General features: G+C 69.5%; 20 protein-coding genes. 14 read left to right on the forward strand and 6 right to left on the reverse strand.

Annotation, left to right across the window (positions count from 1 at the left end; genetic code table 11):
- Positions 1 to 12: 12 nt before the first annotated feature.
- The 5 genes from ACZ7L4_RS11470 to ACZ7L4_RS11490 form a co-directional block, all read right to left on the reverse strand.
- Positions 13 to 1,374 (reverse strand): sugar porter family MFS transporter, encoded by a 1,362-nt coding sequence (locus ACZ7L4_RS11470; RefSeq protein ID WP_472101493.1) that lies wholly within the window; start codon positions 1,372 to 1,374, stop codon positions 13 to 15.
- A gap of 107 nt (positions 1,375 to 1,481) precedes the next feature.
- The gene (locus ACZ7L4_RS11475; RefSeq protein WP_472101494.1) at positions 1,482 to 2,276 is read right to left on the reverse strand and encodes an SDR family NAD(P)-dependent oxidoreductase; all 795 of its coding nucleotides are present in this window, start codon (positions 2,274 to 2,276) and stop codon (positions 1,482 to 1,484) included.
- A gap of 727 nt (positions 2,277 to 3,003) precedes the next feature.
- Complete coding sequence (locus ACZ7L4_RS11480; protein ID WP_472101495.1) at positions 3,004 to 3,300, reverse strand: cupin domain-containing protein; 297 nt, start codon at positions 3,298 to 3,300, stop codon at positions 3,004 to 3,006.
- 23 nt (positions 3,301 to 3,323) lie between these two features.
- A complete protein-coding gene (locus ACZ7L4_RS11485) occupies positions 3,324 to 3,731 on the reverse strand; it encodes a cupin domain-containing protein (protein WP_472101496.1) in 408 nt (135 codons plus the stop codon).
- A gap of 319 nt (positions 3,732 to 4,050) precedes the next feature.
- Complete coding sequence (locus ACZ7L4_RS11490) at positions 4,051 to 4,947, reverse strand: LysR family transcriptional regulator (RefSeq protein WP_472101497.1); 897 nt, start codon at positions 4,945 to 4,947, stop codon at positions 4,051 to 4,053.
- 262 nt (positions 4,948 to 5,209) lie between these two features.
- Between ACZ7L4_RS11490 and ACZ7L4_RS11495 the strand changes: the two genes are divergently transcribed.
- The 8 genes from ACZ7L4_RS11495 (at position 5,210) to ACZ7L4_RS11530 (ending at position 12,307) form a co-directional block, all read left to right on the forward strand.
- Complete coding sequence (locus tag ACZ7L4_RS11495; protein WP_472101498.1) at positions 5,210 to 6,301, forward strand: iron-containing alcohol dehydrogenase; 1,092 nt, start codon at positions 5,210 to 5,212, stop codon at positions 6,299 to 6,301.
- 70 nt (positions 6,302 to 6,371) lie between these two features.
- Entirely contained in the window at positions 6,372 to 7,265 is an 894-nt protein-coding gene (locus ACZ7L4_RS11500) for an intradiol ring-cleavage dioxygenase (protein WP_472101499.1), read from the forward strand.
- On the forward strand, positions 7,262 to 8,335 hold the full coding sequence (locus ACZ7L4_RS11505) for a maleylacetate reductase (protein WP_472101500.1): 1,074 nt from the start codon (positions 7,262 to 7,264) through the stop codon (positions 8,333 to 8,335). Before ACZ7L4_RS11500 ends, ACZ7L4_RS11505 begins: the two co-directional genes overlap by 4 nt.
- A gap of 50 nt (positions 8,336 to 8,385) precedes the next feature.
- The gene (locus ACZ7L4_RS11510) at positions 8,386 to 8,763 is read left to right on the forward strand and encodes a nuclear transport factor 2 family protein (protein WP_472101501.1); all 378 of its coding nucleotides are present in this window, start codon (positions 8,386 to 8,388) and stop codon (positions 8,761 to 8,763) included.
- A gap of 2 nt (positions 8,764 to 8,765) precedes the next feature.
- Positions 8,766 to 9,521, forward strand: coding sequence for a CoA transferase subunit A (locus ACZ7L4_RS11515; protein WP_472101502.1), 756 nt, complete (start codon positions 8,766 to 8,768; stop codon positions 9,519 to 9,521).
- The gene (locus ACZ7L4_RS11520; protein ID WP_472101503.1) at positions 9,521 to 10,165 is read left to right on the forward strand and encodes a CoA transferase subunit B; all 645 of its coding nucleotides are present in this window, start codon (positions 9,521 to 9,523) and stop codon (positions 10,163 to 10,165) included. The genes ACZ7L4_RS11515 and ACZ7L4_RS11520 overlap by 1 nt, the downstream gene beginning before the upstream one ends.
- A complete protein-coding gene (locus ACZ7L4_RS11525) occupies positions 10,162 to 11,364 on the forward strand; it encodes a thiolase family protein (protein WP_472101504.1) in 1,203 nt (400 codons plus the stop codon). The genes ACZ7L4_RS11520 and ACZ7L4_RS11525 overlap by 4 nt, the downstream gene beginning before the upstream one ends.
- Before the next feature lie 85 nt (positions 11,365 to 11,449).
- Positions 11,450 to 12,307, forward strand: a complete 858-nt coding sequence (locus ACZ7L4_RS11530; protein WP_472101505.1) for a sugar phosphate isomerase/epimerase family protein — start codon at positions 11,450 to 11,452, stop codon at positions 12,305 to 12,307.
- 256 nt (positions 12,308 to 12,563) lie between these two features.
- On the opposite strand, the gene ACZ7L4_RS11535 is transcribed toward ACZ7L4_RS11530, so the two are convergent.
- Positions 12,564 to 13,805, reverse strand: a complete 1,242-nt coding sequence (locus tag ACZ7L4_RS11535) for an MFS transporter (RefSeq protein ID WP_472101506.1) — start codon at positions 13,803 to 13,805, stop codon at positions 12,564 to 12,566.
- Positions 13,806 to 13,923: 118 nt separating this feature from the next.
- Here ACZ7L4_RS11535 and ACZ7L4_RS11540 point away from each other — a divergent pair, with 118 nt between their 5' ends.
- The 6 genes from ACZ7L4_RS11540 to ACZ7L4_RS11565 all read left to right on the forward strand — a co-directional run bounded on the left by ACZ7L4_RS11540 (position 13,924) and on the right by ACZ7L4_RS11565 (position 23,542).
- Positions 13,924 to 14,871 (forward strand): helix-turn-helix domain-containing protein, encoded by a 948-nt coding sequence (locus ACZ7L4_RS11540; protein WP_472101507.1) that lies wholly within the window; start codon positions 13,924 to 13,926, stop codon positions 14,869 to 14,871.
- A 1,359-nt stretch (positions 14,872 to 16,230) separates the two neighbouring features.
- Entirely contained in the window at positions 16,231 to 18,021 is a 1,791-nt protein-coding gene (locus tag ACZ7L4_RS11545; protein ID WP_472101508.1) for an AAA-type ATPase lid domain-containing protein, read from the forward strand.
- A 213-nt stretch (positions 18,022 to 18,234) separates the two neighbouring features.
- Complete coding sequence (locus tag ACZ7L4_RS11550) at positions 18,235 to 19,182, forward strand: C-terminal binding protein (RefSeq protein WP_472101509.1); 948 nt, start codon at positions 18,235 to 18,237, stop codon at positions 19,180 to 19,182.
- 19 nt (positions 19,183 to 19,201) lie between these two features.
- Complete coding sequence (locus ACZ7L4_RS11555) at positions 19,202 to 20,479, forward strand: aspartate aminotransferase family protein (RefSeq protein WP_472101510.1); 1,278 nt, start codon at positions 19,202 to 19,204, stop codon at positions 20,477 to 20,479.
- A 15-nt stretch (positions 20,480 to 20,494) separates the two neighbouring features.
- On the forward strand, positions 20,495 to 21,379 hold the full coding sequence (locus tag ACZ7L4_RS11560; protein WP_472101511.1) for a fumarylacetoacetate hydrolase family protein: 885 nt from the start codon (positions 20,495 to 20,497) through the stop codon (positions 21,377 to 21,379).
- A gap of 66 nt (positions 21,380 to 21,445) precedes the next feature.
- Complete coding sequence (locus tag ACZ7L4_RS11565; RefSeq protein WP_472101512.1) at positions 21,446 to 23,542, forward strand: hydantoinase/oxoprolinase family protein; 2,097 nt, start codon at positions 21,446 to 21,448, stop codon at positions 23,540 to 23,542.
- Position 23,543: the final 1 nt, after the last annotated feature.

Raw genomic sequence — 23,543 nt, forward strand, 5'->3', positions numbered from 1 at the left:
GTGTCGTGTCGTTCAGTGGGCAACGGTGGTGCCGCGGGGGTCCTTCGAGCGGGCGATGAGCTCTTCGGCGACCACCTCGAGGGTCTTGCCCTTGGTCTCGGGCAGCGTCTTCCAGACGAAGAGCGCGCAGGCGACGGTGAAGGCGCCGTAGAGCCAGAACGCGCCGGTTGCGGTGATCGCGGAGATCAGCGTGAGGATGGTGGAGGCGACCACGAAGTTCATCACCCAGTGGGTGATCGAGCCGGCCGCGGCGCCCTTGCTGCGCAGGGGCGCGGGGAACACCTCGGCCATGAGTACCCAGAACAGGCCCATGCTGGGAGAGAACGCGGCGATGTAGACGAGCAGGCCGGCGATCAGCAGGGTGGCGCGAAGGCTCTGTCCCTGGGGCACGAGGAACGCCGCGCCCATGAGGAACAGGGCTCCCGCCATGCCGACCGATCCCCAGATGAACAGCGGTCGGCGGCCGACGCGGTCCACGAAGGCGAGGGCGAGGGCCGTGGCCACGACCATCGTCACCCCGACGCCGACGGTCGCGAGGATCGCGGCCGAGTCGCCCAGGCCCGCGTACGACAGGATCGTCGGTGCGTAGTAGATCACTACGTTGATGCCGACCATCTGGTTGAAGAAGGCCAGGCCGACGGCCACGATCAGCGCGGGGCGGACCGCGGGAGCCAGCAGGTCACGCCAGCGGACCCGGACGGTGCTGCTGCGCTCGGTCTGGATGGCCGCGACTTCGTCCTCCACTTCCTGCTCGCTGGAGCAGGCACGGCGCAGGACGCGCAGCGCCTCGGCGTCGCGGCCATGGCCCATGAGCCAGCGCGGGCTTTCGGGCAGCAGCAGCATTCCGATGAAGAGGGCCGCGGCCGGGAGGGCGGCGGAGCCGAGCATGAGGCGCCAGTTGCCGCTGGGTTCGAGGACGTAGCTGACCAGGTAGGAGCACAGGATCCCCAGGGTGATCATGAACTCCTGCAGGGCAACGAGCACGCCGCGGACGCGGGCTGGCGCGATCTCGGCGATGTAGACGGGCACGACCGCGGAGGCGGCGCCCACGGCGAGTCCGAGCAGGACCCGGGCGGTGATGAGGCCGGGCACTCCGGAGACGAGCGCGGCGAGCACGGCGCCGCCGACGAAGAGGACCGCCATGGCCAGGACCGTGAGTCGGCGGCCGATGCGGTCGGCGGCTGGCCCGCCCAGGAAGGCGCCGACGACGGCGCCGAGCAGCAGCGAACTGACGATGGTCTGCTGTGCCGCGTCGGACAGGGCCAGATCGTCGCGCATCGACAGCAGAGCGCCGGAGATGATGCCGGTGTCGAAGCCGAAGAGGAAGCCACCGAGCGCGGACACGGCCGCTGCGACGACCACGAACCGGGTCACGCGTGATGGGGGTGAGTCCACGCCTGCATCGGGTGAACCCACGGCGTTGTGGGTTTCAGTCTTCATGAACGAGGCTCCTGGCAGGAGTTGGCGGATGGGAGCGTTGCTCAGACGACGGTGAGGCCGGCGTCGATGACCAGGACCTGGCCGGTGATGGCGGAGGCTGCGGGCGAGGCGAGGAACGCGGTGCCGTCGGCGATCTCGGAGGGGTCGATCAGGCGCCGCATGGGTGCCTGCGAGATCCACTCCTCGACGATGCCCGGGGAGTGCGTGGTCAGCGAGCGCAACAGGGGCGTGTCGACCCGCCCGGGAGCCACGGCGTTGACCCGGATGCCCTGGCCCGCCCATTCCGCGCCGAGGACGCGCGTCATGTGGGCGACCCCGGCCTTCGACACGTCGTAGGCCAGGTGCTTTTCGGGCTGTCCGGCGATGATGCCGGCGATGGAGGAGATCGAGACGATGGAGCCGCCGCGTCCCTTCATCCGCCGGGCGAAGCTGCGGGTGGTGCGGAAGGTGCCGGTCAGGTTGACTTCGAGCGTGCGCGACCAGGTGGCCTCGTCGAGGTCGAAGGTGGCCGCGTCCTCGACGATGCCGGCCGCGTTGATCAGTACGTCGACCTGGCCGTATTCGGCGAGGACCGTGTCGGCGACGGCCTCCACCGAGGCGGAGTCGGTGACGTCCAGGCGGTGCCCGATGGCAGAGCCCTGGGCTCCCGCGTTCTGAGCGCGCTGTGTTACCTGCTGGGCGGTGTCCTTGGCCGCGCTCTCGTCGAGGTCGGCGACGACGACGGTCGCGCCTGCCAGGACGAAGCGTTCGGCGATAGCCTCGCCGATCCCTCCCGCAGCCCCTGTGACCACGGTGACGGCGCCGGTTAGATCGACGACGGGGCGCGCATTGCTCATCGGGTGCCTCCGGGCTTCTCGGTGTGTGTGAACGAGCACTGACAGCGGTTCTGTTCGCCGCCGGTCGGCCGGATCGAGTGCAGTGCGGCCCAAGGGGCGCTGATCCTGGCGGCGGTTTGTCCTTCACGTGCTGTGTTCATGGGTCCTCCGCGAACGCCGGCTTCCGCCGGGGGAACGGTGTTGGGACTGCCATGAGCGCGGGTGGCCGCGGTGCCTGCCTGGTGGAGGCGTTGGCTGGTTGCTCGGGCCGGGACGATACGGAGGGGCCCGGGGCAAGATGCCGACGGTGGCCGGGAGGAGCACGGCGCTGCTGCGGGGGGTGGTGGCGGGCGATCGCCGGGCATCACCAGCTCGGTGTGGATGACACGGAGCTGGGCCGGGCACGGAACGCGGTCCTGTGCTCTGAGGCTGGCCTGTGGATCAGGCGTCCTGGGGCGATGGAATTGTCAGCCGAAGCCGATGGGTGTCGCCTGCGGGCCGGCCGGCCTTTTGTGCAGGCGGCGTTGGGGACGACTTCGTGAAGATCCGACACTGTCGCAGGCCGCTTCGAAACCGTGCCCGCAACGCTCAGTTTCCGGGCGAACCAGCAGCACCTGCGCCGGAGTTGGTGGCTACCGCTGCGCGGGGCACGCTTGTGGTGATGGGATGGTTGAGGCCGTCGACGTCACGGTCGCCGGCCCTGCCGGCCGCCGTGGCACGGCGGCCGGGGACAGTGGGTGAGCTGAGCTCACACCCTCATCTCGATGTGCAGAGCGGTCAGCTCCTCGTCGGCCTCCAGGCGCACGCGGCCTCCGGCCGGGATCGCGAAGGCGTCCTGGGCCTTCAGCGGGAACACGGCACCGTCTCCGTTGATGAGGGTTCCGCTGCCCGAAAGGACGAAGCAGGAGTGCTCGACGGAGTCCGACTCCAGCTCCAGGGGCGCTCCGGGAGCGATGGTTTCGACACGGATGTCGTTCCAGGGGCCGGCCATCACGTCGGTGATGTTGCTGGGTTCCTGGAAGAGATTGACGAACTTCTTGGCCATGGTGGTGATTCCTTCCTCAGCGCCTACGCGCCGACTTCGGTCGGGCGGTATCCGGGGAGCCGCTCGACAATCGACGGCGGCAGGGCCTCGACGACGATGAACTCCAGCTCGACATCGCCGATGTTCTCGATGGAGTGCCGCCCGTTGAGCGGCGTCATGATGAGGTCGCCGGGGCCGACTTCACGCTCTTCGTCGTCGAGGCGCATGAGGCCCTTGCCGCTGACGACGAAGTAGATCTCCTCGGTGCGGGTGTGAACGTGTTCGCCGATCAGCCCTCCTACCTCGAGCCGGTTGTGCTCGAAGGAGTCCCAGTCGGCGTGGAGCATCAGGCCGGTCACGAACCGCTTCCAGCGGTCGACGCCGCGGCCGCCGTGCAGGCCGTGCAGGGCACTTGGGGCGTCGGTGTTGGACAGGACTAGCGGGCTGGTCATGGGGTTCCTCTCTCGGTGGGCCGTCCGGCGGACCGTCCTGCCGGACGGATCGCCTGCGCATGCCCCGGTCCGGGGGTCTCCCGCGGGGCCCTCGTTCACGGGGCGGACCGGCATTCCCGGAACTGTGTGAACGATGAGTTACATCGTTGGGTCCGCGACTGAGACTGTCCAATACTTGTTTTCCGATTGATCTATACGACGCCCGGATAGATCGTGTGAGCGAGATGGGTCCGGGCCGCGCTCGCGGCGCCCTGTTGCGGGCCTGCCGGGGACTGACGGCGGAGGGGTGAAAGGAGAGGAACGGGCCTGGCCAGAGGGGTCAGCTGGCCGGCTGCACACCGTCGATGAATCCGGCCACCACGGGGCTGTTGTTCTCCCGCATCCACACGAATCCCATCTCGACGTCGAGGGGATCGTCCTGGAGCGCCCGATAGGTCACCCCGATCTTCTGGATGCGGCGCACCGACGCGGGCACGAGTGCGACGCCGACCCCGCTGGCCACGAGTCCGGCGATCGTCTGGACCAGGGCCGCTTCCTGGACGACGCGGGGCGTGAATCCGCCCCGGCGGCACTGCTCGAGGATGATTTCGCGCAGGCCCTGTCCGCTGTGGCCGCTGACCGCGATGAAGGGTTCCTCGGCGAGGTCGGCGACGTGGATCTTCCGCTGGGCCGCGAGGCGGTGATCTGGCGGCAGTGCGGCCACCAGGGGTTCGCGGGAGATGGCGACGGAGGCGAGGTTGCGGTCGCCGAAGGGGTGCATGTCGGCGAAGGGGAGGTAGAAGCAGGCGCAGTCCAGCGAGCCGTCGCGCAGTCCGGAGACCTGGCGTTCGGGCGTGAGTTCGTGCAGGTCGAGGCGGACGTTGCTGAAGCGTTCCCGGAAGTCGCGCAGGACGGGCGGGAGGGTCTCCATGGTCGCGGACGGCACGAAGCCCAGTGCGAGCCTGCCCCACTCGCCCTTCGCTGCCCGCCTGGTGTCCAGGATGTTCCTGTCCAGCTGGGCCAGGAGCTCTTGCGTGCTCTCGTGGAAGTGGCGTCCTGCGGCGGTGAGTTTGACCCTGCGGGTGGTGCGCTCGAAGAGCGCCACGTCCAGCTCCTCCTCGAGCTGACGGATCTGAGCGCTCAGGGGCGGCTGGGTCATGTTGAGCCGGTCGGCCGCCCTGCTGAAGTTGAGCTCCTCGGCCACGGCCACGAAGTACTGGAGCTGTCGCAGTTCCACCGTTTTCGCCCCCTCGGTCGCGCGGCGCGGCGGCGCCACCGTCGATGTATTCGCCAGCCATATAGATCATGAGCAAAGCAAGTATTGGACAGAATCAATACAGCACTACAAGCATGTGAAGCAACGCTCACAGACGGGGCGCGGACGGGATCCGTGCCCGCGCATGGGCTCAGACGCGAAGGGGGAACGCCATGACCGCGATCGCCCTCATGGCCCGCTGCCGGTCGCGGTGCGACCGGGTGCCGGGCGAAGGAAGGTCCTGGTGACGTTGACAGACATATCGCAGGGCATCGCGGGATTCACCCACGACGTCCACGCGGTCAGGGTGGTGTTCGCCGTGGATGCGCACCGCACCCGCCTGCTGCCGGAACTCGAACGCCTCAGCGCCAAGTCCGTCCTCTTGGTGACCTCGGACTCCCAGAAGGCTGTGGCGGACGCGCTCGCGGCATCCTTGTCGGCCGACCGTGTGCAGGTCCTGGCATTCACGCGGACCCGGCCGATGGCGGAACAGATTTCCTGGGTGCACGAGACGGCGGTGCGTGAGCGGGCCGGCTGCCTGGTGGCCGTGGGCAGCGGCGCGGTGATCCACTGCGCCCGGCAGACAGCGCTGCGTGCTCAGTTGCCCCTCGTGGCCCTGCCCACCTCGTACGCCGGCGCCGAGTTCGTCTCCCCGGCCATGAGCCCGCCCGGTGAGCACAACTCCGCCGCGGCCTTAGTGTCACCACGGGTGGTGATCTATGACCCGGCGCTGACCGTGGGGCTTACGGACCAGGTCACGGCCCGCTCGGCGATGCATGCACTGGCACGCGGCGTGGACGTCCTGTGCACGCCGCAGGCGAGTCCTATCGCCGGGATGCTCGCCGAAGAAGGGGTCCGCCAGATCGCCGATGGCCTGCCGGACGCGATCTTGCACCCGCATGGCCTGGTCGGCCGGTCCCGGGCCCAGTACGGCGCCTACCTGAGCGCCGCCTCGTATGCCGTGACCGCACCGGGAGAACACCGGGCGCGGGCCGAAGTCCTGGAGCGGGCCTGCAACGTGCACGACGCCGACGCCCGCACGGTCTTCCTGCCGCACCTGCTGGCGGCGTGCCGTGAGAAGCGGCCGCTGGCTCTCGCCCGCATAGCCGAGGCACTCGGCTGCAACGACGCCGTGCAGGGCATCACCGCGCTCGCCCACGAGGTCGGCGCCCCGCAAAGTCTGCAGGAGCTGGGCATGGGGCCTGACGCCCTGGACGCCGCTGTCAAAGCCCTGAGCCACGGCGAAGAGGCCGCCACGCACCCGCAGTCGGATGCGGACCTGCTGGTCACCGTCGTGGAGAACGCCTTCCACGGGCGCCCGCCCACAGACCCCTGACCCGGGCCACAACCGGCGCCCGCTGGTCGACAGACGCACACGCTACGCAAGAAAGGTTGGTGAGGGTCCCATGAGTGCGCCTTCGATGTTCAACGAGGACCAGTCCGCACAGATCGTCGTCGACAGCTTCGGCGCGGACACGAACCCGCGGCTGCGGCAGGTCCTGGGCTCCCTCGTCCATCACCTGCACGCCTTCGCCAAGGAGGTCGAACTCACCAACGAGGAGTGGGAGGCAGCCATCGCCTTCCTCACCGAGACCGGCCAGACGTGCACCGACGTCCGCCAGGAATTCATCCTGCTGTCCGACGTGCTGGGCCTGTCCATGCTGGTGGAGACCATCAACAACCGCTCGCTGGAAGTGGCAACGGAATCCACCGTCCTCGGCCCCTTCCACATGGTCGAGTCCCCGCAGCGGAAGTCCGGCGACCTCATTGCCCTGGACGGCAAGGGCGAGCAGTGCCTGATCACCGGCCGCGTCACCGACGAGAACGGCAAACCCCTCGCGAACGCCTCGGTGGACGTGTGGCAGGCCAACGACGAAGGCTTCTACGACGTCCAGCAGCCCGGCATCCAGCCCGACCGCAATCTGCGCGGACTGTTCACCACGGACGACAACGGCGAGTTCTGGTTCCGCTCCATCGTGCCCCGCTACTACCCGATCCCGGACGACGGCCCCGTCGGCCGCCTCCTCAAGGCCACGCACCGTCACCCCAACCGGCCGGCGCACGTGCACTTCCTGGTCACGGCGGAAGGCCACCGGCCCCTGGTCACCCACCTGTTCGTCAAAGACTGCCCCTACCTGGGCTCCGACGTGGTCTTCGGCGTCAAGGAGAGCCTCGTACGCGACTTCGCCCCGGTAGACGACCCGGCCCGTGCCGCCGAACTCGGCTTCGACAACCCCTACCGCGCCACCCATTTCGACATCACCCTCCTCAGCGAGGACAGCCAGGAGGCCACCCGATGAGCCAGCCCCGCACCTTCACCTACCAGTCCCTGCCGATGCGCGTCGTGATGGGACCGGGCGTTCTCGGCCAGCTCTCCGAGGAGATCGACGCGGCCGGCCTCAAGCGCGTCCTGGTCCTGTGTTCCCCGCCGCAGCAGGATCTCGGCGAGACCGTGGCCGCGCTGATCGGCGAGCGCGCCGTCGGCGTGCACCCGCACGCCCGCATGCACGTACCCGTCGAGTCCGCCGCCGCGGCCCGCGACCGGGCCGCCGAGCTGGGCGCGGACGGCTGCGTCGCGGTCGGCGGCGGCTCGGCCATCGGACTGGGCAAGGCCATCGCCCTGGAGACCGGCCTGCCGGTCATCGCCGTCCCTACGACCTACGCGGGCTCGGAGATGACGTCGGTGTGGGGGCTCACCGAGAACGGCCGCAAGCGCACCGGCAAGGACCCGCGCGTCCTGCCCGTCAGCGTTCTCTACGACCCCGAGCTCACCCTCAGCCTCCCCGTGGGTGTCTCCGTGACCAGCGGCATGAACGCCATCGCGCACGCCGTCGAGGCCCTCTACGCACCCGACTCCTCCCCGATCATCAACCTGATGGCCGAGGAAGGCGTCCGGGCGCTGACCGAGGCCCTGCCCGCGGTGACCGCGGACAGCAAGGACCTGCAGGCACGTGGCGAAGCCCAGTACGGGGCATGGCTGTGCGGGTCCTGTCTCGGCGCCACCACGATGTCCCTTCACCACAAGTTGTGCCACGCCCTCGGCGGCACCCTGAACCTGCCGCACGCCGAGACACACACGGTGGTCCTGCCGCACGCCCTCGCCTACAACCAGCCCGCCGCCCCCGACGCGGTCGCAGCACTCGGCCGCGCGCTGGGCGAAGGCGGCGACCCGGCCACGCAGCTGTGGGACATGGCCAGCCGCCTGGGCGCGCCCGTCTCGCTGCGCGAACTCGGCATGGACAAGGACGACATCGGCCCGATCGTCGACCAGGTGCTGGCCCACCCCTACGCCAACCCGCGGCAGGTCACCGCGGACGGCCTCACCGGCCTCCTCCACCGCGCCTGGGCCGGCGAACAGCCGACCGCCTGACCCTGCCCGCCGCCCGCACACCGACCGCCATCGCACGGGAGAAGCCACTCATGACCGCAGCCGACACGGACCTCATCCGCACGCTGGAGAACCGCCGCTTCGACGCCATCGTTGCGCAAGACCTCGACACGTTCGCCGAACTCGCTCACCCCGACCTCGCGTACACGCACTCCAACGGGGCCCTGGACACGCTGGAGTCGTACCTGAAGAAGTGCCGGGACGGCTTCTACGTGTACCACCGCATCGACCACCCCATCGACACGATCACCGTGGTCGGCGACACCGCGGTCGTCATCGGGGAGATGAATGCCGACCTGACCGCCGGCGGCGTGCGCAAGCAGCTGGCCAACCGCTCGCTCGCGGTGTGGACGCGCGTGGACGGCACCTGGAAGTTCCTCGCCTACCAGCCGACCGTCAAGCAGGTCTGAGCATGGACAAGGTAGTTGCCTCCGCCGCCGAGGCCCTCGCCGATGTCGCCGACGGCGCGTCCCTCGCTGTGGGCGGGTTCGGCCTCAGCGGCGTCCCGAACGTTCTTATCCAGGCGCTGTACGAGCGCGGGGTGACCGGGCTGCAGGTGGTGTCGAACAACTGCGGCGCCATGGACTCCGGCCTCGCCGTCCTGCTGGCCGCCGGGCGGATCGCCCGGGTCACCGGCTCCTACATCGGCGCGAACAAGGAGTTCGCCCGCCAGTACCTGGCCGGTGAGATCGAGGTCGAGATGATCCCCCAGGGAACCCTCGCCGAGCGCCTGCGGGCCGGCGGCGCCGGCATCCCCGCCTTCTACACCCCCGCCGGGGTCGGCACCCAGGTCGCCGACGGCGGACTGCCCTGGCGCTACGACAGCGACGGCACGATCGCGCTCGCCTCCCCACCCAAGGAGGTGCGGGAGTTCGACGGCGCGGAGTACGTGCTCGAGCGCGGGATCCGAACCGACTTCGCGCTAGTGCGGGCGGCGAAGGGCGACCGCCACGGCAACCTCGTCTTCAACAAGTCCTCCCGCAACTTCAACCCGCTCGCGGCGATGGCCGGCCGGATCGCGGTTGCCGAAGTCGAGGAACTGGTGGAGCCCGGCGAAATCGGCCCGGACGCGGTGCACCTGCCGGGCATCTTCGTGCAACACGTGGTCGCACTGAGCCCACAGCAGGCGGCCGACAAGAAGATCGAGCAGCGGACGGTGAGCGCCTGATGGCCTGGAACAGGCAGGAGATCGCCGCCCGTGCGGCGCGCGAGCTGGAGGACGGACAGTACGTCAACCTCGGCATCGGTCTGCCCACCCTGATCCCGAACTACCTTCCCCCAGGCGTCGAAGTCGTCCTGGAGTCGGAGAACGGGATCCTGGGCACCGGCCCCTACCCCACCGAGGACCAGGTCGACCCGGACCTGATCAACGCCGGGAAGGAGACCGTCACGGTGCTCGCCGGGGCGTCCTTCTTCGACTCCGCACTGTCCTTCTCCATGATTCGGGGCGGCCACATCGATGTCGCCGTGCTGGGCGCCATGCAGGTCTCCGCGAAGGGGGACCTGGCCAACTGGGCGATCCCCGGCAAGCTGATCACCGGGATCGGCGGCGCCATGGACCTCGTGCACGGCGCCCGCCGGGTGATCGTCGTCATGACGCACACAGCAAAGGACGGCAGCCCGAAGATCCTCACCGAGTGCGCGCTGCCGCTCACGGGCAAGGCGTGCGTGGACCGGATCATCACCGACCTCGCCGTCCTCGACGTCACCGACAACGGCCCGCTCCTCGTGGAGACCGCACCCGGCGTCACCGTGGACGAGGTCGTCGCCAAGACCGATGCCAAGCTGACCATCGCGGAGGGACTGCTGTGAAGGACGTCTACATCGTCGACGCCGTCCGCACCCCGATCGGCAAGTACAACGGCTCCTTGGCCTCCGTTCGCCCGGACGACCTGGCGGCCCACGCGATCCGTGCCCTGCTCGCCCGCACTCCCGACCTGGACCCGCAGCGCATTGGCGACGTCTACTTCGGCAACGCCAACGGCGCGGGCGAGGAGAACCGCAACGTCGCCCGCATGGCGGGGCTGCTGGCCGGACTGCCCACCTCGGTGCCGGGCGTGAGTGTGAACCGACTGTGCGCCTCTGGCCTCGAGGCCGTCATCCAAGCCGCGCGGGCCATCGCACTCGACGACGTCTCCATCGCCCTGGCCGGCGGCGTCGAGTCGATGACCCGCGCCCCCTACGTCCTGCCCAAGAACGAGCGCCCGTTCCCGACCGGGCATGCGGAGCTGTACTCCACCACGCTGGGCTGGCGGATGGTCAACCCGCGCATGGACCCGCAGTGGACTGGCCCGCTGGGCGAGTCGGCCGAGCTCATCGCCGAGAAACACAAGATCACTCGTGAGCAGCAGGACGAGTTCGCCCTGGCCTCCCACCACAACGCGGCCGCCGCCCAGCACCGGGACCTGTTCGACGCCGAGCTGGTGCCGGTGCCCGTCCCACAGCGCAAGGGCGAACCGATGGCCTTCTGCGCCGACGAGTCGGTCCGCGCGGACACCTCCCTTGCTGCCATGGCCAAGCTCAAGCCGTCCTTCCGCACGGAGAACGGCACGGTGACGGCCGGGAACGCCTCGCCGCTCAACGATGGGGCCGCTGCCCTGCTGCTGTGCGATGAAGAGGGCCTCAAAGCCACCGGCCGCGAACCGCTGGCCCGCATCAGCGCCACCGGCGTGCATGCCGTGGACCCGCACTACTTCGGGCTCGCCCCCGTCGAGGCCGTCAACCGCGCCCTGGCCAAGGCTGGCCGGTCCTTCGCCGACCTGTCCGTCCTGGAGCTCAACGAAGCCTTCGCCGCCCAGGTGCTGGGCTGCGTCGCCGAATGGCCCGACTTCGCCCCGGGCATCCTGAACCCGCAAGGCGGGGCCATCGCCCTCGGGCACCCCCTCGGCGCCTCCGGCGCCCGTCTCGCCGGCACCGTCGCCCACCAGCTTGCCCGCAAGGGATCCGGCGTGGGCGTCGCCACCCTCTGCATCGGTGTCGGCCAGGGCCTGGCCCTCGTCATGGAACGCTGAGCAACCACTGGCGCACGCAGCCGACCCGCCCCGCACGACCCCATCGCGGCCGTCGCTCCGACGAACCGTCGACCAAAGGATTCACATGTACGACCCTGAACTGATCTCCGCCTGCTGGACAAGCGCCGGGGCATGCGACCCGCTGGGTGCAGACGACCGGAGCCCGCTGCGAATCCACGACCGCGTCGAGGCCGTGGCTCAGGCGGGGTTCGCCGGGTTCGGCATCCGCCACGGCGACCTGCTCGTCGTCGAGGAAGAGCTCGGGCTCTCGGCGTTCAGGCGGCTGCTCGACTCACACGGGCTGCGGCATGTGGAGCTGGAGTTCCTCGAGGGCTGGTACGACGACGGCGAGGTCCGAGCCCAGTCCGACCTCGCCCGTGAGGACCTGCTGCGCGCGGCGGGAGAGCTGGGCGCCCGCTGCATCAAGGTCGGCGGGCATCTGGCGGGCGGCACCCTGGACGTCGGCCGGGTCGCCGAGGAGTTCGCCGTCCTGGCGGAGCAAGCACAATCGGTCGGGACGGTGGTGGGCCTCGAACCGATGCCCTTCGCCGACATCCGCACCCCGGACGAGGGCCTGGCAGTGCTCCGCGCCGCTGGCCATCCGGCCGGCGGTCTGTTCCTCGACGTATGGCACGTCGAGCGGGCAGGCGTCGATCTTGCCACCCTGGCTGAGATTCCGCGCCAGTACATTGTCGGCGTCGAACTCGACGACGCCGACGCCGAGGTCCGCGGCATCTTGCTCGAAGACACCATGAACAACCGCAGGCTTCCCGGCGAGGGAGTGCTCGACGTCCAGGGCTTCATCGCCGCTATCCGTGAGACGGGCTATGCCGGCCCGTGGGGCGTGGAGATGCTGTCCTCCGAGTTCCGGCAGCTTCCGGTCGACGAGGCAGTGCGCCGCGCCCACGACACCACCGCCCGATTCTTCGCCCCCACCTCCTGATCACCCGAAGCAGGCGGACACCGAGGCGCCGGACTGCCGTCCCCGCCTCGGTCCCAGACGGCAATCCGGCCCGGCGCCCCTGCTCGGGGCGCCGGGCCACCAAGCTCCCCCCAGGTCTTCGTCGGCGAGCCACTTCACACGGTCCCGCCCCCAGTCACGCCCAGTAGCGCAGGTGAAATGCGGTCGCCCTCGCGCGATGGCAGCCGTGCGTCAGTTCAGCTCGACGAGCTGAACTGACGCACGGCCGCACCAGGTACTAGACCCGCTCCAGGTCCCCGTCATGAGCTCCGTCGAGGCTCGCCGAGGACTGGTTACCAGTGGGCTTTCGTGACTGCAGCCAGATCAGGATGCCCACCATGAGTGCGCCGGCAGCGAGCAGGGCGCCAGCGAGGTTGGGACTGCTGCCTCCCAGCCCTGCACTGATCACATAGCCACCGAGCCAGGCACCGATGGCGTTTCCAAGGTTGAACATGCCGATGTTCATCGCGGACGCGAGGTTCGGGGCGCCGGCGCGCTCAGCCCGTTCCATCACCAGGCGCTGGATCGGCGACACGGTGGCGAACCCGGAAGCGGCCATGAGGAACACGGCGATGAAGGTGACCACGACGTTGCCCGCGGCCAGCCAGAAGACGAGCAGCGTGGCCGTCAGCAGGGACAGGCTGCCCAGCAGCAGGCCCATGAGGTTCTTGTCGGCGAGACGCCCTCCCAGGAGGTTGCCGATGAACAGGCCGAGCCCGAACACGACCATGTAGATCGTGACCCAGCTCTCCGGGGTGCCGGTGACGTCCATGGTGATGGGCGCGATGAACGTGATCGATGTGAAGAACCCCGCCGGGCCGAGGATGGTGATCAGCATCGTGAGTAGCAGCTTGGGGTTGGTGAAGGCGCGCACCTCGGCGGCGAAGTTGAACGACTCGTCACTGCTGCTGGCCGGGACGTAGGCGAGGATTCCGATCAGGACCACCAGACCGATGGCTGAGATGCCGATGAAGGAGACCCGCCACGACAGCTCGGTGGACACCCAGGTGGCGATCGGGGTTCCGATGAGGGTGGCCAGGGTCATGCCGGAGAACATGAACGCGATCGCACTGGTCTTCTTGTGCGCGGGGACGGCGCGCGAGGCGATGATCGACCCGACGCCGATGAATGCCGCGTGGGTGAGCGAGGAGACCACCCTGCCCACAAGGAGCAGGGCGAACGAGGGCGCGAACGCGGTCAGCAGATTCCCGACCACGAACAGGACGATCAGGGCGAGGAGGAAGGTCCTCTTCTGCTGGAAGCGCTGCCCGAGCAGGACCAGGACCGGGGCGCCCAGGAAGACGCCGAGTGCGTAGGCGGTCGCGGCCCACCCGGCGGTAGTGACGGAGAGGCCGAACTCGGACGCGATTCCGGGCATCAGCCCAGAGATGGCGAACTCGGTGGTGCCGATCCCGAAAGCGCCGGCCGCCAGGGTCAGCAGCACCAGCCGCGTGCGTGAAGCATTGTCGTGCGTAAGCATGCCTACGACCCTGGCCGGGCAATGATCAGCTAGCCAGCCACCCCTCGAGTGTGCACCTGCGATTCCTACCACTGACAGGGTCACCCAAGCACCGGCCTGGCTGCCTACCCTTGAATACATGACGCAACCGAGGAGCGGGGCATCCAGAAGCCTCGGCGAGTTCCTTAAGTCTCGCCGTGCCGCACTCGACCCCGAGCAGGCCGGCGTCCCCCTCTGGGGCCACCGCCGCAGGGTCCCAGGACTGCGGCGTGAAGAAGTCGCCCAGCTCGCCGGCGTCAGCGCCGCCTACTACACACGCCTGGAACAGGGACAAGCACGCAACGCCTCGAACGAGGTACTGCTCGCCCTCGCGCGGGCGCTGCAGCTGACACCGACCGAATCCGAGCACCTGCTCGACCTGGCCCAGCCCTCCCCCTTGCGCCCGGCTCCCAGAACGCGGCCGGAACGGCCGCACCCTCGAGCCCTGGCGATGATGCAGGCGATATCCGATCAGCCCGCAGTGCTCCTGGGGCGGCGCAACGACGTCCTGGCGTGGACTCCCATGGGGCACGCTCTGCTGGCACCGCACCTGCCGTTCGACAGCACGGCGGACCCCGCGACCCGGCCGTCCATGCCCCGGCTGCTCTTCCTTGACCCGCAAGTACGTGGCTCGTACGACGACTGGGCAGCTGAAGCGCGCACCCACGTCGCCTACCTCCGACGCATCAGCGGCAAGTACAGCGACGACACCCGTCTTGCGGAACTCGTCGGCGAACTCAGCATGAAAGACTCCGACTTCGCCTCCCTGTGGGCAAGCGGACGAGTCGGAGAATGCACCGGCGGCACGAAGCAGTTCCACCACCCCTTGGTCGGCGACCTGGCCGTCGAATTCCAGATCTGGTTGCAGGCCGACAGCCCGGACCACCGCCTAGAGGTCTACGCTCCGGCCGATGAGATGTCCGCCGACGCCTTGACCCTGCTGGAAACGATCACGCACGACCAGAAGCAGGGCGAGGAGCCGTCCACTGCGCCAACCAGTTCCAGCAAGCGCTCTGCCCGCACATCCTCGAAGCCTCAAGATCTCTAGAGGGTGTGGCCTCTGCGAAGCCGAGGTCCCGAACGGGCGCGGTCGATCCCCAGGCGTCCGTGACACGACGCCAACCTGAGGTGCTAAGTAAGAACTAGAAGTGTGACTGAGCACCTCAGTTGGCGGGTTGAGCGGCGCGCCACTCAACCGGCGGCCTGTCGGGCTACGACCTCCATGAGGCGGGAGAGGCGTAGGGGCACCGGCACCAAGTGCTCGTGCACCAACGTCATGGGCGCGATTACACGGGGCGCCGCGTCCAGGCCAATTATGTCGACCACCGGCTCGATCACGATCCGGGTCTGGCACGGAGCACAGCCGCGACTGTGACTGGTCGCGGTAGCCACCACCAAGGCCGTACAGCGACCGACGCATTCCCCTCGCACTGGGGAACACGATCTGCCACTGGTTGGCTCAGTTGCTGTCGATAATCTTCATCCTGTCAGTTTCGAGCTGGGGGGGGGAGACCATGACCGAGAAGACGTGGGCCGAGTTGGACGACTGGGAGCGCCTGTCGCACTCGCTCAAGTTCAGCGGCTACGCCGCGCGGAACGTCGAGGAGCTGGTGCACCTCATTGGAGCGCAGAAGGCCGGTGCCCCGCGTCATCGAGCGCATCGAGCAGAAGCTGGACGAGCACAACATCGGCCACCTGCCCACCAGACTCCCCACCGATAGCACGCGCCGCATCCTGCCTCTACAGCAAGGAGCACGTAGGGATCGGCTACGTCCTGAGCCTGGTCCACGAACTCGCCTCGCTCTCGCTGCACGCCCGCAGGGCTGAGGCCCGATGAGCTCGCTGTGTCAAGCGAGGCACTGTGGAGTGCCCGCGGTTCACGACTGACAGAGCTCACGAGTCGAACCGGGCGTGATTGCGGTGACACCAGCAACGAGTCCCCGTGGCGCGGTGGCCGAGCCAGTAGGAGATGTCGTACGTGAGCTGCTCGCCCACGCTCAGGGCCGGCGAGTTGAGGCATTGAGGGGGGGCACCTGCTCGCGCGCTCGGCGTGCAGTGCGGGGTCGGTTGTCGGGGAAGAGCGAGGGGGACGGTCGAGGCGGCATCGGCCGTCCTGCCGAGGTGGGGCCTCCGGGTGTGAATCCGCCGTGTAGTGAACCGGCCACATTCGGTCACGCCGGGGTGGCTGTACCCCTGCGTCGGGGCGCCAAGGTGAGCGTTCTGCGGCCTCGCGGGCGTAAGACGCACGGCTCTCGGGCTGTTGCCGGGGCTCTCGGCGAGAGCGTAGGGACAGGTTGCGAATTGAACAAGTCGAGGCATCGCCCTGGGCAACAGGGGTAGACAAAAAAGACTAACAGCAGTTAGGTACGCCTCGTACCGTGTACGCACAACCGACGAGGAAGCCGCCATGGTGTCTGTCGCATCGCTCCCGTGGAGAGCGCCGTCGGTACTCCGCCCTACGGCAGAGATCCGTGAACAGTTCCTGAGCCGAGCCACCGAAGATCTCTCGGCCCTCCGCCCGGTGGTCGCCCGCTCCTGGCAGCGCAGTCGTGCCGCGGGCGTCGACGCACAGGCGGACCACGGCTACTTCGAGGAGGGGCGTGTCGACGAACGCACGATGCTGGCGACGGAGCCGCACCTGCGCAACCTCGACGCGGTCGCCCAGGACGTAGGTGGTCATGTGAGCCTGAGCGCGCCGAACGGCGCGCTGGTCCAGCCGAAGTTCCTGCGGGGAGACATGGACTTCCCGCCGGGCTACTCGCTGCTGGAGGCGAGCTGCGGCAGCAATGGGGAAGGTGTCGCGCTGGAAGAGGGACGAGCCGTCTGGCTGGCGCCCGAGGAGCACTTCCGCGACGACATGCGCGGCAATTGGTGTTTCGCCTCCCTCATCCGTGACCCCTTCCACAACCGGGTGCGTGCGGTGGTCGGACTGACGCTGCCGGCCGCCCGCGTGAGGGAACTCGACCCGTCGTCCACGCTTTTGATGCTCGAAGGAATCACGTCGCGCGTGGAGCGCGAGATCGAGACCCACACCTCTTCGCGTGAGCGCACCCTGCTGCGGGAGTACCTCACCATCTCGCGCCGCCGGGGGAAGGCCGCGGTGGTGGCGACCGACGGCAAGCACTCGTACATGAACGCCGTCGCGACGGAGTCCCTGGAAGGTGCTGACCTCACGGTCGTCAACGGCTACGCGAAGAGCGTGATGGTCTCGGGCCATGGCACGCAGGTGGAGGTGGTGCTCGAAGGATTCGGACCGGCGAGCATCGAGGTCTCGCCGGTGGACCTGTCGGCCTCGGGCTTCGGCGCCGTGGCCGTCGTCCGCCCGCATATCGCCCGCCGCAGCCGCACCACCGACGCGCCGGTGTTCTCGCCGTGCGATGCGTCGTCCCCCGCCGATCGACTGCGGGAGCACTTCGACGGACAGAGCCTTCCGTTGCTGAAGGCCGTCGAATCCGCCCGGGCCGCGGTCGAGCACTGTCGTTCCGTGGTGGTCACAGGCGAACCGGGCAGCGGCAAGTCACGCTTCGCCGAAGCGATCGCCGGCCTGCATGGCGACGTGATCCGTATCGACGCACGCGCCGGCGATCCCGGCGTCCGCATCGACGAGGCACGTGAGCTCGCAGGGACGAAGCCGGACCCGGTCCTGCTCATCTCGCACGCCGACGAGCTCACGGCCACGGAGTCCCGCGACGTGGCCGCCCAGCTGCGCGGCGGCGGCCGTCACACCGTGGTCCTCACCGCCGAGCGTGTCACCGACGCGACCCGCGCGATCGTCGACGCGGGTGCTGCGCTCGAGATCGCCCTCGCTCCGCTGCGTCGACGGCGCGAGGACATCCCGCTGCTGGCCCAGGCGATCGCGAAGGAGAACGGCGACCGGCGGCTCGCGCGCAAGCTCGTCGCGACCCTCACCAACTCCGACTGGCCGGGGAACATCACCCAGCTGCGGCAGGTCCTGTCGGACGCGGTCGAACGATGTCAGGGCATCGAGGTGTCCAACGACGATCTGCCGGAGGGCTTTCACCGCCTGCTGACCAAGGGCCGGTTGTCGCGTCTCGAGGACGCGGAGCTGGTCGAGATCCGCGGCGCCCTGCGCGAAGCCCAGGGCAACCGGCGGCTGGCCGCCGAGATGCTCGAGATCGGGCGGTCCACGTTCTACCGGCGCATGGACTTCTTCCGCAGCCGGGGCTTCGACCTCTGAGGCATGACGAACGGCCCGGACCCGCTGTGGTCCGGGCCGTTCGTCATGCGCGCAGCAGGTCCGTCGAGTGTGTCGATCTGGCACGGATGACCGCGTTCGCACCGGGCTGTAATCGAGTCAGCTTCCCGAACCGGCCTCGATCAGGGCCCGGAGAGCGGCTCCGGCCGTGCTCCGGCGACGACGGGGCACTCGACGCGAACAGGACGGCACGACATGAACGGCGATGAGCGGGGGACCATCCTGGTGGCCCCTCATCACTTCCCGGACCTGAAGCGCGAGCACGCGCTCGCCGATGAGCTCAACCGCGAACTCGTCGCGGCAGCCGACGCGGACGCGTTCCGTGCGGGCCTGCCGGACGCCGAGATCGTGATGGTCACCCCCTACGCGCGGCTCACGGCCGGCGAATTCCCGCTGTTGAAGCGCTGCCGCGCGGTGATCCGCTATGGCATGGGTTACGACAACATCGACGTCGATGCCGCCGCGCAGGCCGGCATCCCGGTGGCCATCGTCCCGGGAACCGCTTCGGAAGAGGTGGCTTCGCACGCCTTCGCGATGGGGCTGGCCCTCGCGCGCCGGATCCCCACGGGTGAGGCCGCCGTCCGCGACCTCGGCTGGGCCGGGGTCATCGGCTACGACACCCCCGTGCTGTCGCAGCTGGCGGTCGGTGTCGTCGGGCTCGGGCGCATCGGCCGGCATGTGGCGCGGATGTACGCGGCGGTCGGCGCGCGCGTACGCGGCTACGACCCCTTCGTCACCGACGGGCCGGTCGAACTCGGCAGCCTCGCGAGCGTGCTCGAGAACTCGGACGTCGTCTCGCTGCACCTCCCGCTCAACGACGACACCCTGCACCTGGTCGACGCGGACGTGCTGGCTCGGATGCGCAAGGGGTCCGTGGTGGTCAATGTGTCGCGCGGCGGACTGATCGACGAGGACGCGCTCGCGGCTGCCCTGACGTCGGGTCATCTCGCCGGCGCCGGCATCGACACCTTCTCGCGGGAGCCGCTCGCCGCCGAGCACGCTCTGCGCTCCGCGCCCAATGCGATCCTCACGCCGCACATCGCGTGGCGTTCCAACCGCTCGACCGGGGCCCTGCAGGACGGCGCGGTGGAGCGGGCGCGGCTCGCGCTGACCGGGCAGCCCCTCATCGACCTCGTGAACTGAGACTGTGGAGAAGACCGACATGTCCACGAACATCCAGACCAAGAGCGTCACCAGCAGCGCCCCCGCGGAGGATCCGCACCTGCGCCGGGGACCGCGCGGTTACCCGCTCCTGCCCGGCGGCTACGGCCGGTCCACCTACTACACCGGCGCACCGAGCCCCTACGCCGTGCGCGGCGAGGGCCACCGCGTTTGGGACGACCGCGGCCGCGAACTGATCGACGCCAACAACAACTTCACCTCGCTCATCCACGGCAACGCCCACCCGGAGATCACCGAGGCGGCTCACAAGGCGATGTCGTCCGGCGCGAGTTGGGGCATCCCCAACCTCTACGAGTGGGAGCTGGCGGACCTGCTGCTGTCCCGGGTGACCCAGCTCGACCAGGTGCGCTTCACCAACTCGGGCACCGAGGCGGTCATGTCCGCCATCCGGATCGCCCGCGCCAGCACCGGCCGTGAGCGCGTCATCGTGACCCAGGGCGGCTACCACGGCACGTCGGACATCGCCCTCGTGCCCGGCGGCCCGACCTACACCCGCGGCGTACCCCAGGGAGTGATCGACGACGTCACCCCCGTTCCGCTCAACGACGCCGACTTCCTGCGCCGGCAGGTAGAGGCGGCACCCGACGACTACGCGGCGATCATCCTCGACCTGCTGCCGAACCGCGCGGGACTGCTGCGCATCACCGACGACTTCGTCAGGACCGCGCGGGAGCTCGCGACCCGCTACGGCATCGTCCTGATCATCGACGAGGTCATCAGCCTCCGGCTCGGCCTGCACGGTCTGATCGGCGAGTACGGCGTCGCGCCCGACCTCCTGACCACGGGCAAGACGATCGGTGGCGGGTTCGCGGTCGGCGCGGTCGTCGGTCTCGGAGAGCTCATGTCCGAGGTGGACCCGACGCGCCCCGGAAGCCTGCCGCACGGCGGCACGTTCTCCGGCAACCCGGTCAGCATGGCGGCCGGCGCCGCGGCACTGCGCCTCTACAAGGAGTCCGAGGTGCAACGGCTCAACGCCCTCGGTGACCGGGCACGGAAGTCGGTCATGGCGCGCGTCGCGCAGGCCGGCTGGGAGGTACGCGGGCGCGGATCGCTTCTGCGGGCCGTCCCCGCGGGCTCCCTGAAGGTCGACGAGGCCACACAGCACCGCCTGTGGTGGGCGTCCTACCAGCGCGGCCTGCTCGGCTCTCCGGCCAACCTGCTGTCGCTGTCCACCCCGATGGACCAGGCGGTCGTCGACGACATCGCGGACCGCCTGGCCGATGCGGTGCTCGCCGTCGCTGCCGGCGCACAGGACTGAGAGGAAGCGGAAACCATGCGAATCGTCTCCTACCTCCACGAGAACCGCGCCCGCGGCGGTGTGCTTCTCGACGACACCGTGTTCGACCTCGAACGTCTCCTGACGGCGGCCGGCGCGGCACCCACCTCGTCCGTCCGCGACTTCCTGGCCGAGCACGCGCCCAAACTCGAGGAGTTCTCGACCGGTGTCGCCGGGCTGATCGAGCGCAATCCGCACACACGCGTCGGGGCCCGCTCCGAGGTGCGGCTGACCACCCCGGTTCCCGACCCGGCGAAGGTGCTCTGCGTCGGCCTCAACTACAAGGACCACGTCGCCGAGACGGGGCGCGCGCTGCCCGAACACCCCGACGTGTTCGTCAAGTTCGCCTCCACGCTCGTCGGCCCCCAGGACGAGATCGAGGGCGCCGATGTCAGCGCGAACCTCGACTTCGAGGGGGAGGTGGCCGTGGTCATCGGCCGCGCCGCACGGCACGTGTCGGAACAGGATGCCCCCGACCACGTCGCCGGTCTCGCGCCGCTCAACGACATCTCGGCCCGCGATCTGCAGTACCGCGGGACGCAGTGGACGGCCGGCAAGACCGTCGACCGCTCGACCCCGTGGGGGCCCGCGCTCGTCACCCTCGACGAGATCGGCGACCCGCAGGCCCTCGAACTCGTCACGCGGGTCAACGGCGTGGAGATGCAGCACTCCAACACCCGGCACCAGATCTTCCCGATCGCCCGGATCGTCTCCTACCTCTCGAGCTTCCTCACGCTCGAGCCGGGCGACGTGATCGCGACCGGCACCCCGCAGGGCATCGGCGCCAAGCGCACCCCGCCCGTCTGGCTCCGGCCCGGCGACACCGTGGAGATCGACGTGGAGCGCGTCGGCACGCTCGCCAACCGGGTCGCCGAGTACTGACGCCGTACCACCCACCCCCACGCGGGCGCCCGCCACCCGCACGTTCTCGACAGACATGGAAGAAAGATGACCGAGGCCCAGAAGAAGTCAAGCGGCCGCGACGCGCGATATCGCATCGCCGTCGACACCGGTGGCACGTTCACGGACGTGGTCGTCGGCTCCGACAGCGGCGAGATGACCGCCGGTAAGGCGCTGACCACCTATGACCGCGTGTTCACCGGCTTCGAGGCCGCGGTGCGCCGTGCGGCCGAGTCGGCCGGCTGGAGCGGCGACGAGGTGCTGCGCAACGCCGACGTGATCGTCTACGGCACCACGCACGCCACCAATGCCGTGCTCACCGGCAAGGTCGCCAAGACCGCGCTGCTGGTGACCGACGGATTCGCCGACACCCTACTGCTGCGCGAGGGCGGCCGCCGTGACGCGTTCGACTCGAAGGCCCGCTATCCGGGCCCGTACGTCCCGCGCCGCCTCACGTACGAGATTCGGGAGCGCATCAACTCCGAGGGCGACGTGCTGGTTCCGCTCGACGAGGAGCAGGTGCGCGGCACACTGAAGAACCTCGCCGACGAGGGCGTCGAGGCGGTCGCCGTGTCGTTCCTGTGGTCGATCGTGAACGACGCACACGAGGCCCGCCTCGCGGAGCTGATCGAGGAGATACTCCCCGGCGTCCCCTACACGCTCTCGAACCAGGCCAACCCGACCATCCGCGAGTACCGGCGCTCGTCCGCCGCGTCCATCGACGCCTCGCTCAAGCCCCTCATGGCCGACCATCTGGGCAACCTGCGCTCCGATCTGGTCGAGTACGGGTTCACGGGCGACCTGCTGGTCGTCACCTCGGAGGGCGCCGTGCTCGACGTCGCCGACGTGCTCGGCAGGCCCGTCCTGCTGCTCAACTCCGGCCCCTCGATGGCCCCGCTCGTCGGCGCCGCGGCCGCGCCCGACCGCGAGACCGTCGTCGTGTGCGACATGGGCGGCACCACCTTCGACGTGTCGCTCGTCGAGAAGGGCGTCGTGCGCCACACCCGCGAGGCGTGGCTCGGCGAACCCTTCGTCGGCCATCTGACCGGCCTGTCGTCGGTCGCGGTCTCCAGCATCGGGGCAGGCGGCGGCAGCATCGCCTGGATCGACGGCGGCGGTCTGCTCCGCGTCGGCCCGCAGAGCGCCCGCAGCACCCCCGGCCCCGCCGCGTACGGCCGCGGCGGCGAGGAGCCGACCGTCACCGACGCGTGTGTCGTGCTCGGCTACCTCGACGCCAGCGGCTTCGAGGGCGGCTTCACCCTCGACCGCGACGCCGCCGTGCGAGCCATCGAGTCACGGATCGCAGGACCGCTCGGCATGACCCTCCAGCACGCGGCGCAGGCCATCCTCGACGTTTCCGCCAACCACATGGCGACGGCTATCCGGCAGGCCTCGCTGGAGCAGGGCGTCGACCCGCGTGGCGCGCTCATCGTGGCCGGGGGAGGCGCCGGAGCCATGGTCGCCGCGGCGATCGGCGTGCTGTTGGAGGCCGACACCGTCCTCATCCCGGCGACCGCCGGAGTGCTCGCGGCGTACGGGGCCCACCGGGCACCGATCGCCACGGAGTTCCTCTCCCCGCTGCACAACGACACCCGGGCGTTCGACGTCCAGTCCGCGACGCGCGCCGTCGAGGAACTCAAGGTGAAGGCCGCCGAGTTCGCGGCCCGCTTTGACGGTGTCGGTGGCGAGGCCGAGGTCACTTACTTCGTCGATGCCCGCTATCCGGGCCAGGCCTGGGACCTGCGCGTGCAGCTCGACGAGGCACCGAACACCGACGGCGAGGCCTCGCGAGTCATCGAGCGCGCGTTCCACGAGGAGCATGATCGCCGCAACGGCACGCACGACGCGCAGAGCCGCGTCGAGATCATCACCTGGGGCGTGCGCGTCGAGGTGCCGCGGCCGGAGCAGCTGAACGACGCCGTAGCCGCCGGCGGTTCGTGTGAGGCCCACCGCACCGACCCGGTCACCTTCGGGGGCGAGAGCTTCAAGACGCCCCGCTACCGCGGCGTGACGCTCGGCCCCGGCGACAAGATCCTCGGCCCGTCCGTCATCGACCAGCCGACGACCACCGTCGTCGTGCCCCCGGAATGGGACGCCGCGCTCGACGACCGCTCCAACATCTACCTGACGCGCAAGGAGGCCTGAC

This window comes from Streptomyces sp. NPDC107575 (assembly GCF_055657265.1).

What these genes read in the sequence shown, in the direction of transcription:
- ACZ7L4_RS11550 (WP_472101509.1), top strand. Translation starts at nt 18,235, where the DNA reads ATGAACGGCGATGAGCGGGGGACCATCCTGGTGGCCCCTCATCACTTC.
- ACZ7L4_RS11500 (WP_472101499.1), top strand. Translation starts at nt 6,372, where the DNA reads ATGAGTGCGCCTTCGATGTTCAACGAGGACCAGTCCGCACAGATCGTC.
- ACZ7L4_RS11565 (WP_472101512.1), top strand. Translation starts at nt 21,446, where the DNA reads ATGACCGAGGCCCAGAAGAAGTCAAGCGGCCGCGACGCGCGATATCGC.
- ACZ7L4_RS11520 (WP_472101503.1), top strand. Translation starts at nt 9,521, where the DNA reads ATGGCCTGGAACAGGCAGGAGATCGCCGCCCGTGCGGCGCGCGAGCTG.
- ACZ7L4_RS11555 (WP_472101510.1), top strand. Translation starts at nt 19,202, where the DNA reads ATGTCCACGAACATCCAGACCAAGAGCGTCACCAGCAGCGCCCCCGCG.
- ACZ7L4_RS11560 (WP_472101511.1), top strand. Translation starts at nt 20,495, where the DNA reads ATGCGAATCGTCTCCTACCTCCACGAGAACCGCGCCCGCGGCGGTGTG.
- ACZ7L4_RS11505 (WP_472101500.1), top strand. Translation starts at nt 7,262, where the DNA reads ATGAGCCAGCCCCGCACCTTCACCTACCAGTCCCTGCCGATGCGCGTC.
- ACZ7L4_RS11540 (WP_472101507.1), top strand. Translation starts at nt 13,924, where the DNA reads ATGACGCAACCGAGGAGCGGGGCATCCAGAAGCCTCGGCGAGTTCCTT.
- ACZ7L4_RS11515 (WP_472101502.1), top strand. Translation starts at nt 8,766, where the DNA reads ATGGACAAGGTAGTTGCCTCCGCCGCCGAGGCCCTCGCCGATGTCGCC.
- ACZ7L4_RS11535 (WP_472101506.1), bottom strand. Translation starts at nt 13,805, where the DNA reads ATGCTTACGCACGACAATGCTTCACGCACGCGGCTGGTGCTGCTGACC.
- ACZ7L4_RS11480 (WP_472101495.1), bottom strand. Translation starts at nt 3,300, where the DNA reads ATGGCCAAGAAGTTCGTCAATCTCTTCCAGGAACCCAGCAACATCACC.
- ACZ7L4_RS11475 (WP_472101494.1), bottom strand. Translation starts at nt 2,276, where the DNA reads ATGAGCAATGCGCGCCCCGTCGTCGATCTAACCGGCGCCGTCACCGTG.
- ACZ7L4_RS11510 (WP_472101501.1), top strand. Translation starts at nt 8,386, where the DNA reads ATGACCGCAGCCGACACGGACCTCATCCGCACGCTGGAGAACCGCCGC.
- ACZ7L4_RS11485 (WP_472101496.1), bottom strand. Translation starts at nt 3,731, where the DNA reads ATGACCAGCCCGCTAGTCCTGTCCAACACCGACGCCCCAAGTGCCCTG.
- ACZ7L4_RS11545 (WP_472101508.1), top strand. Translation starts at nt 16,231, where the DNA reads ATGGTGTCTGTCGCATCGCTCCCGTGGAGAGCGCCGTCGGTACTCCGC.
- ACZ7L4_RS11530 (WP_472101505.1), top strand. Translation starts at nt 11,450, where the DNA reads ATGTACGACCCTGAACTGATCTCCGCCTGCTGGACAAGCGCCGGGGCA.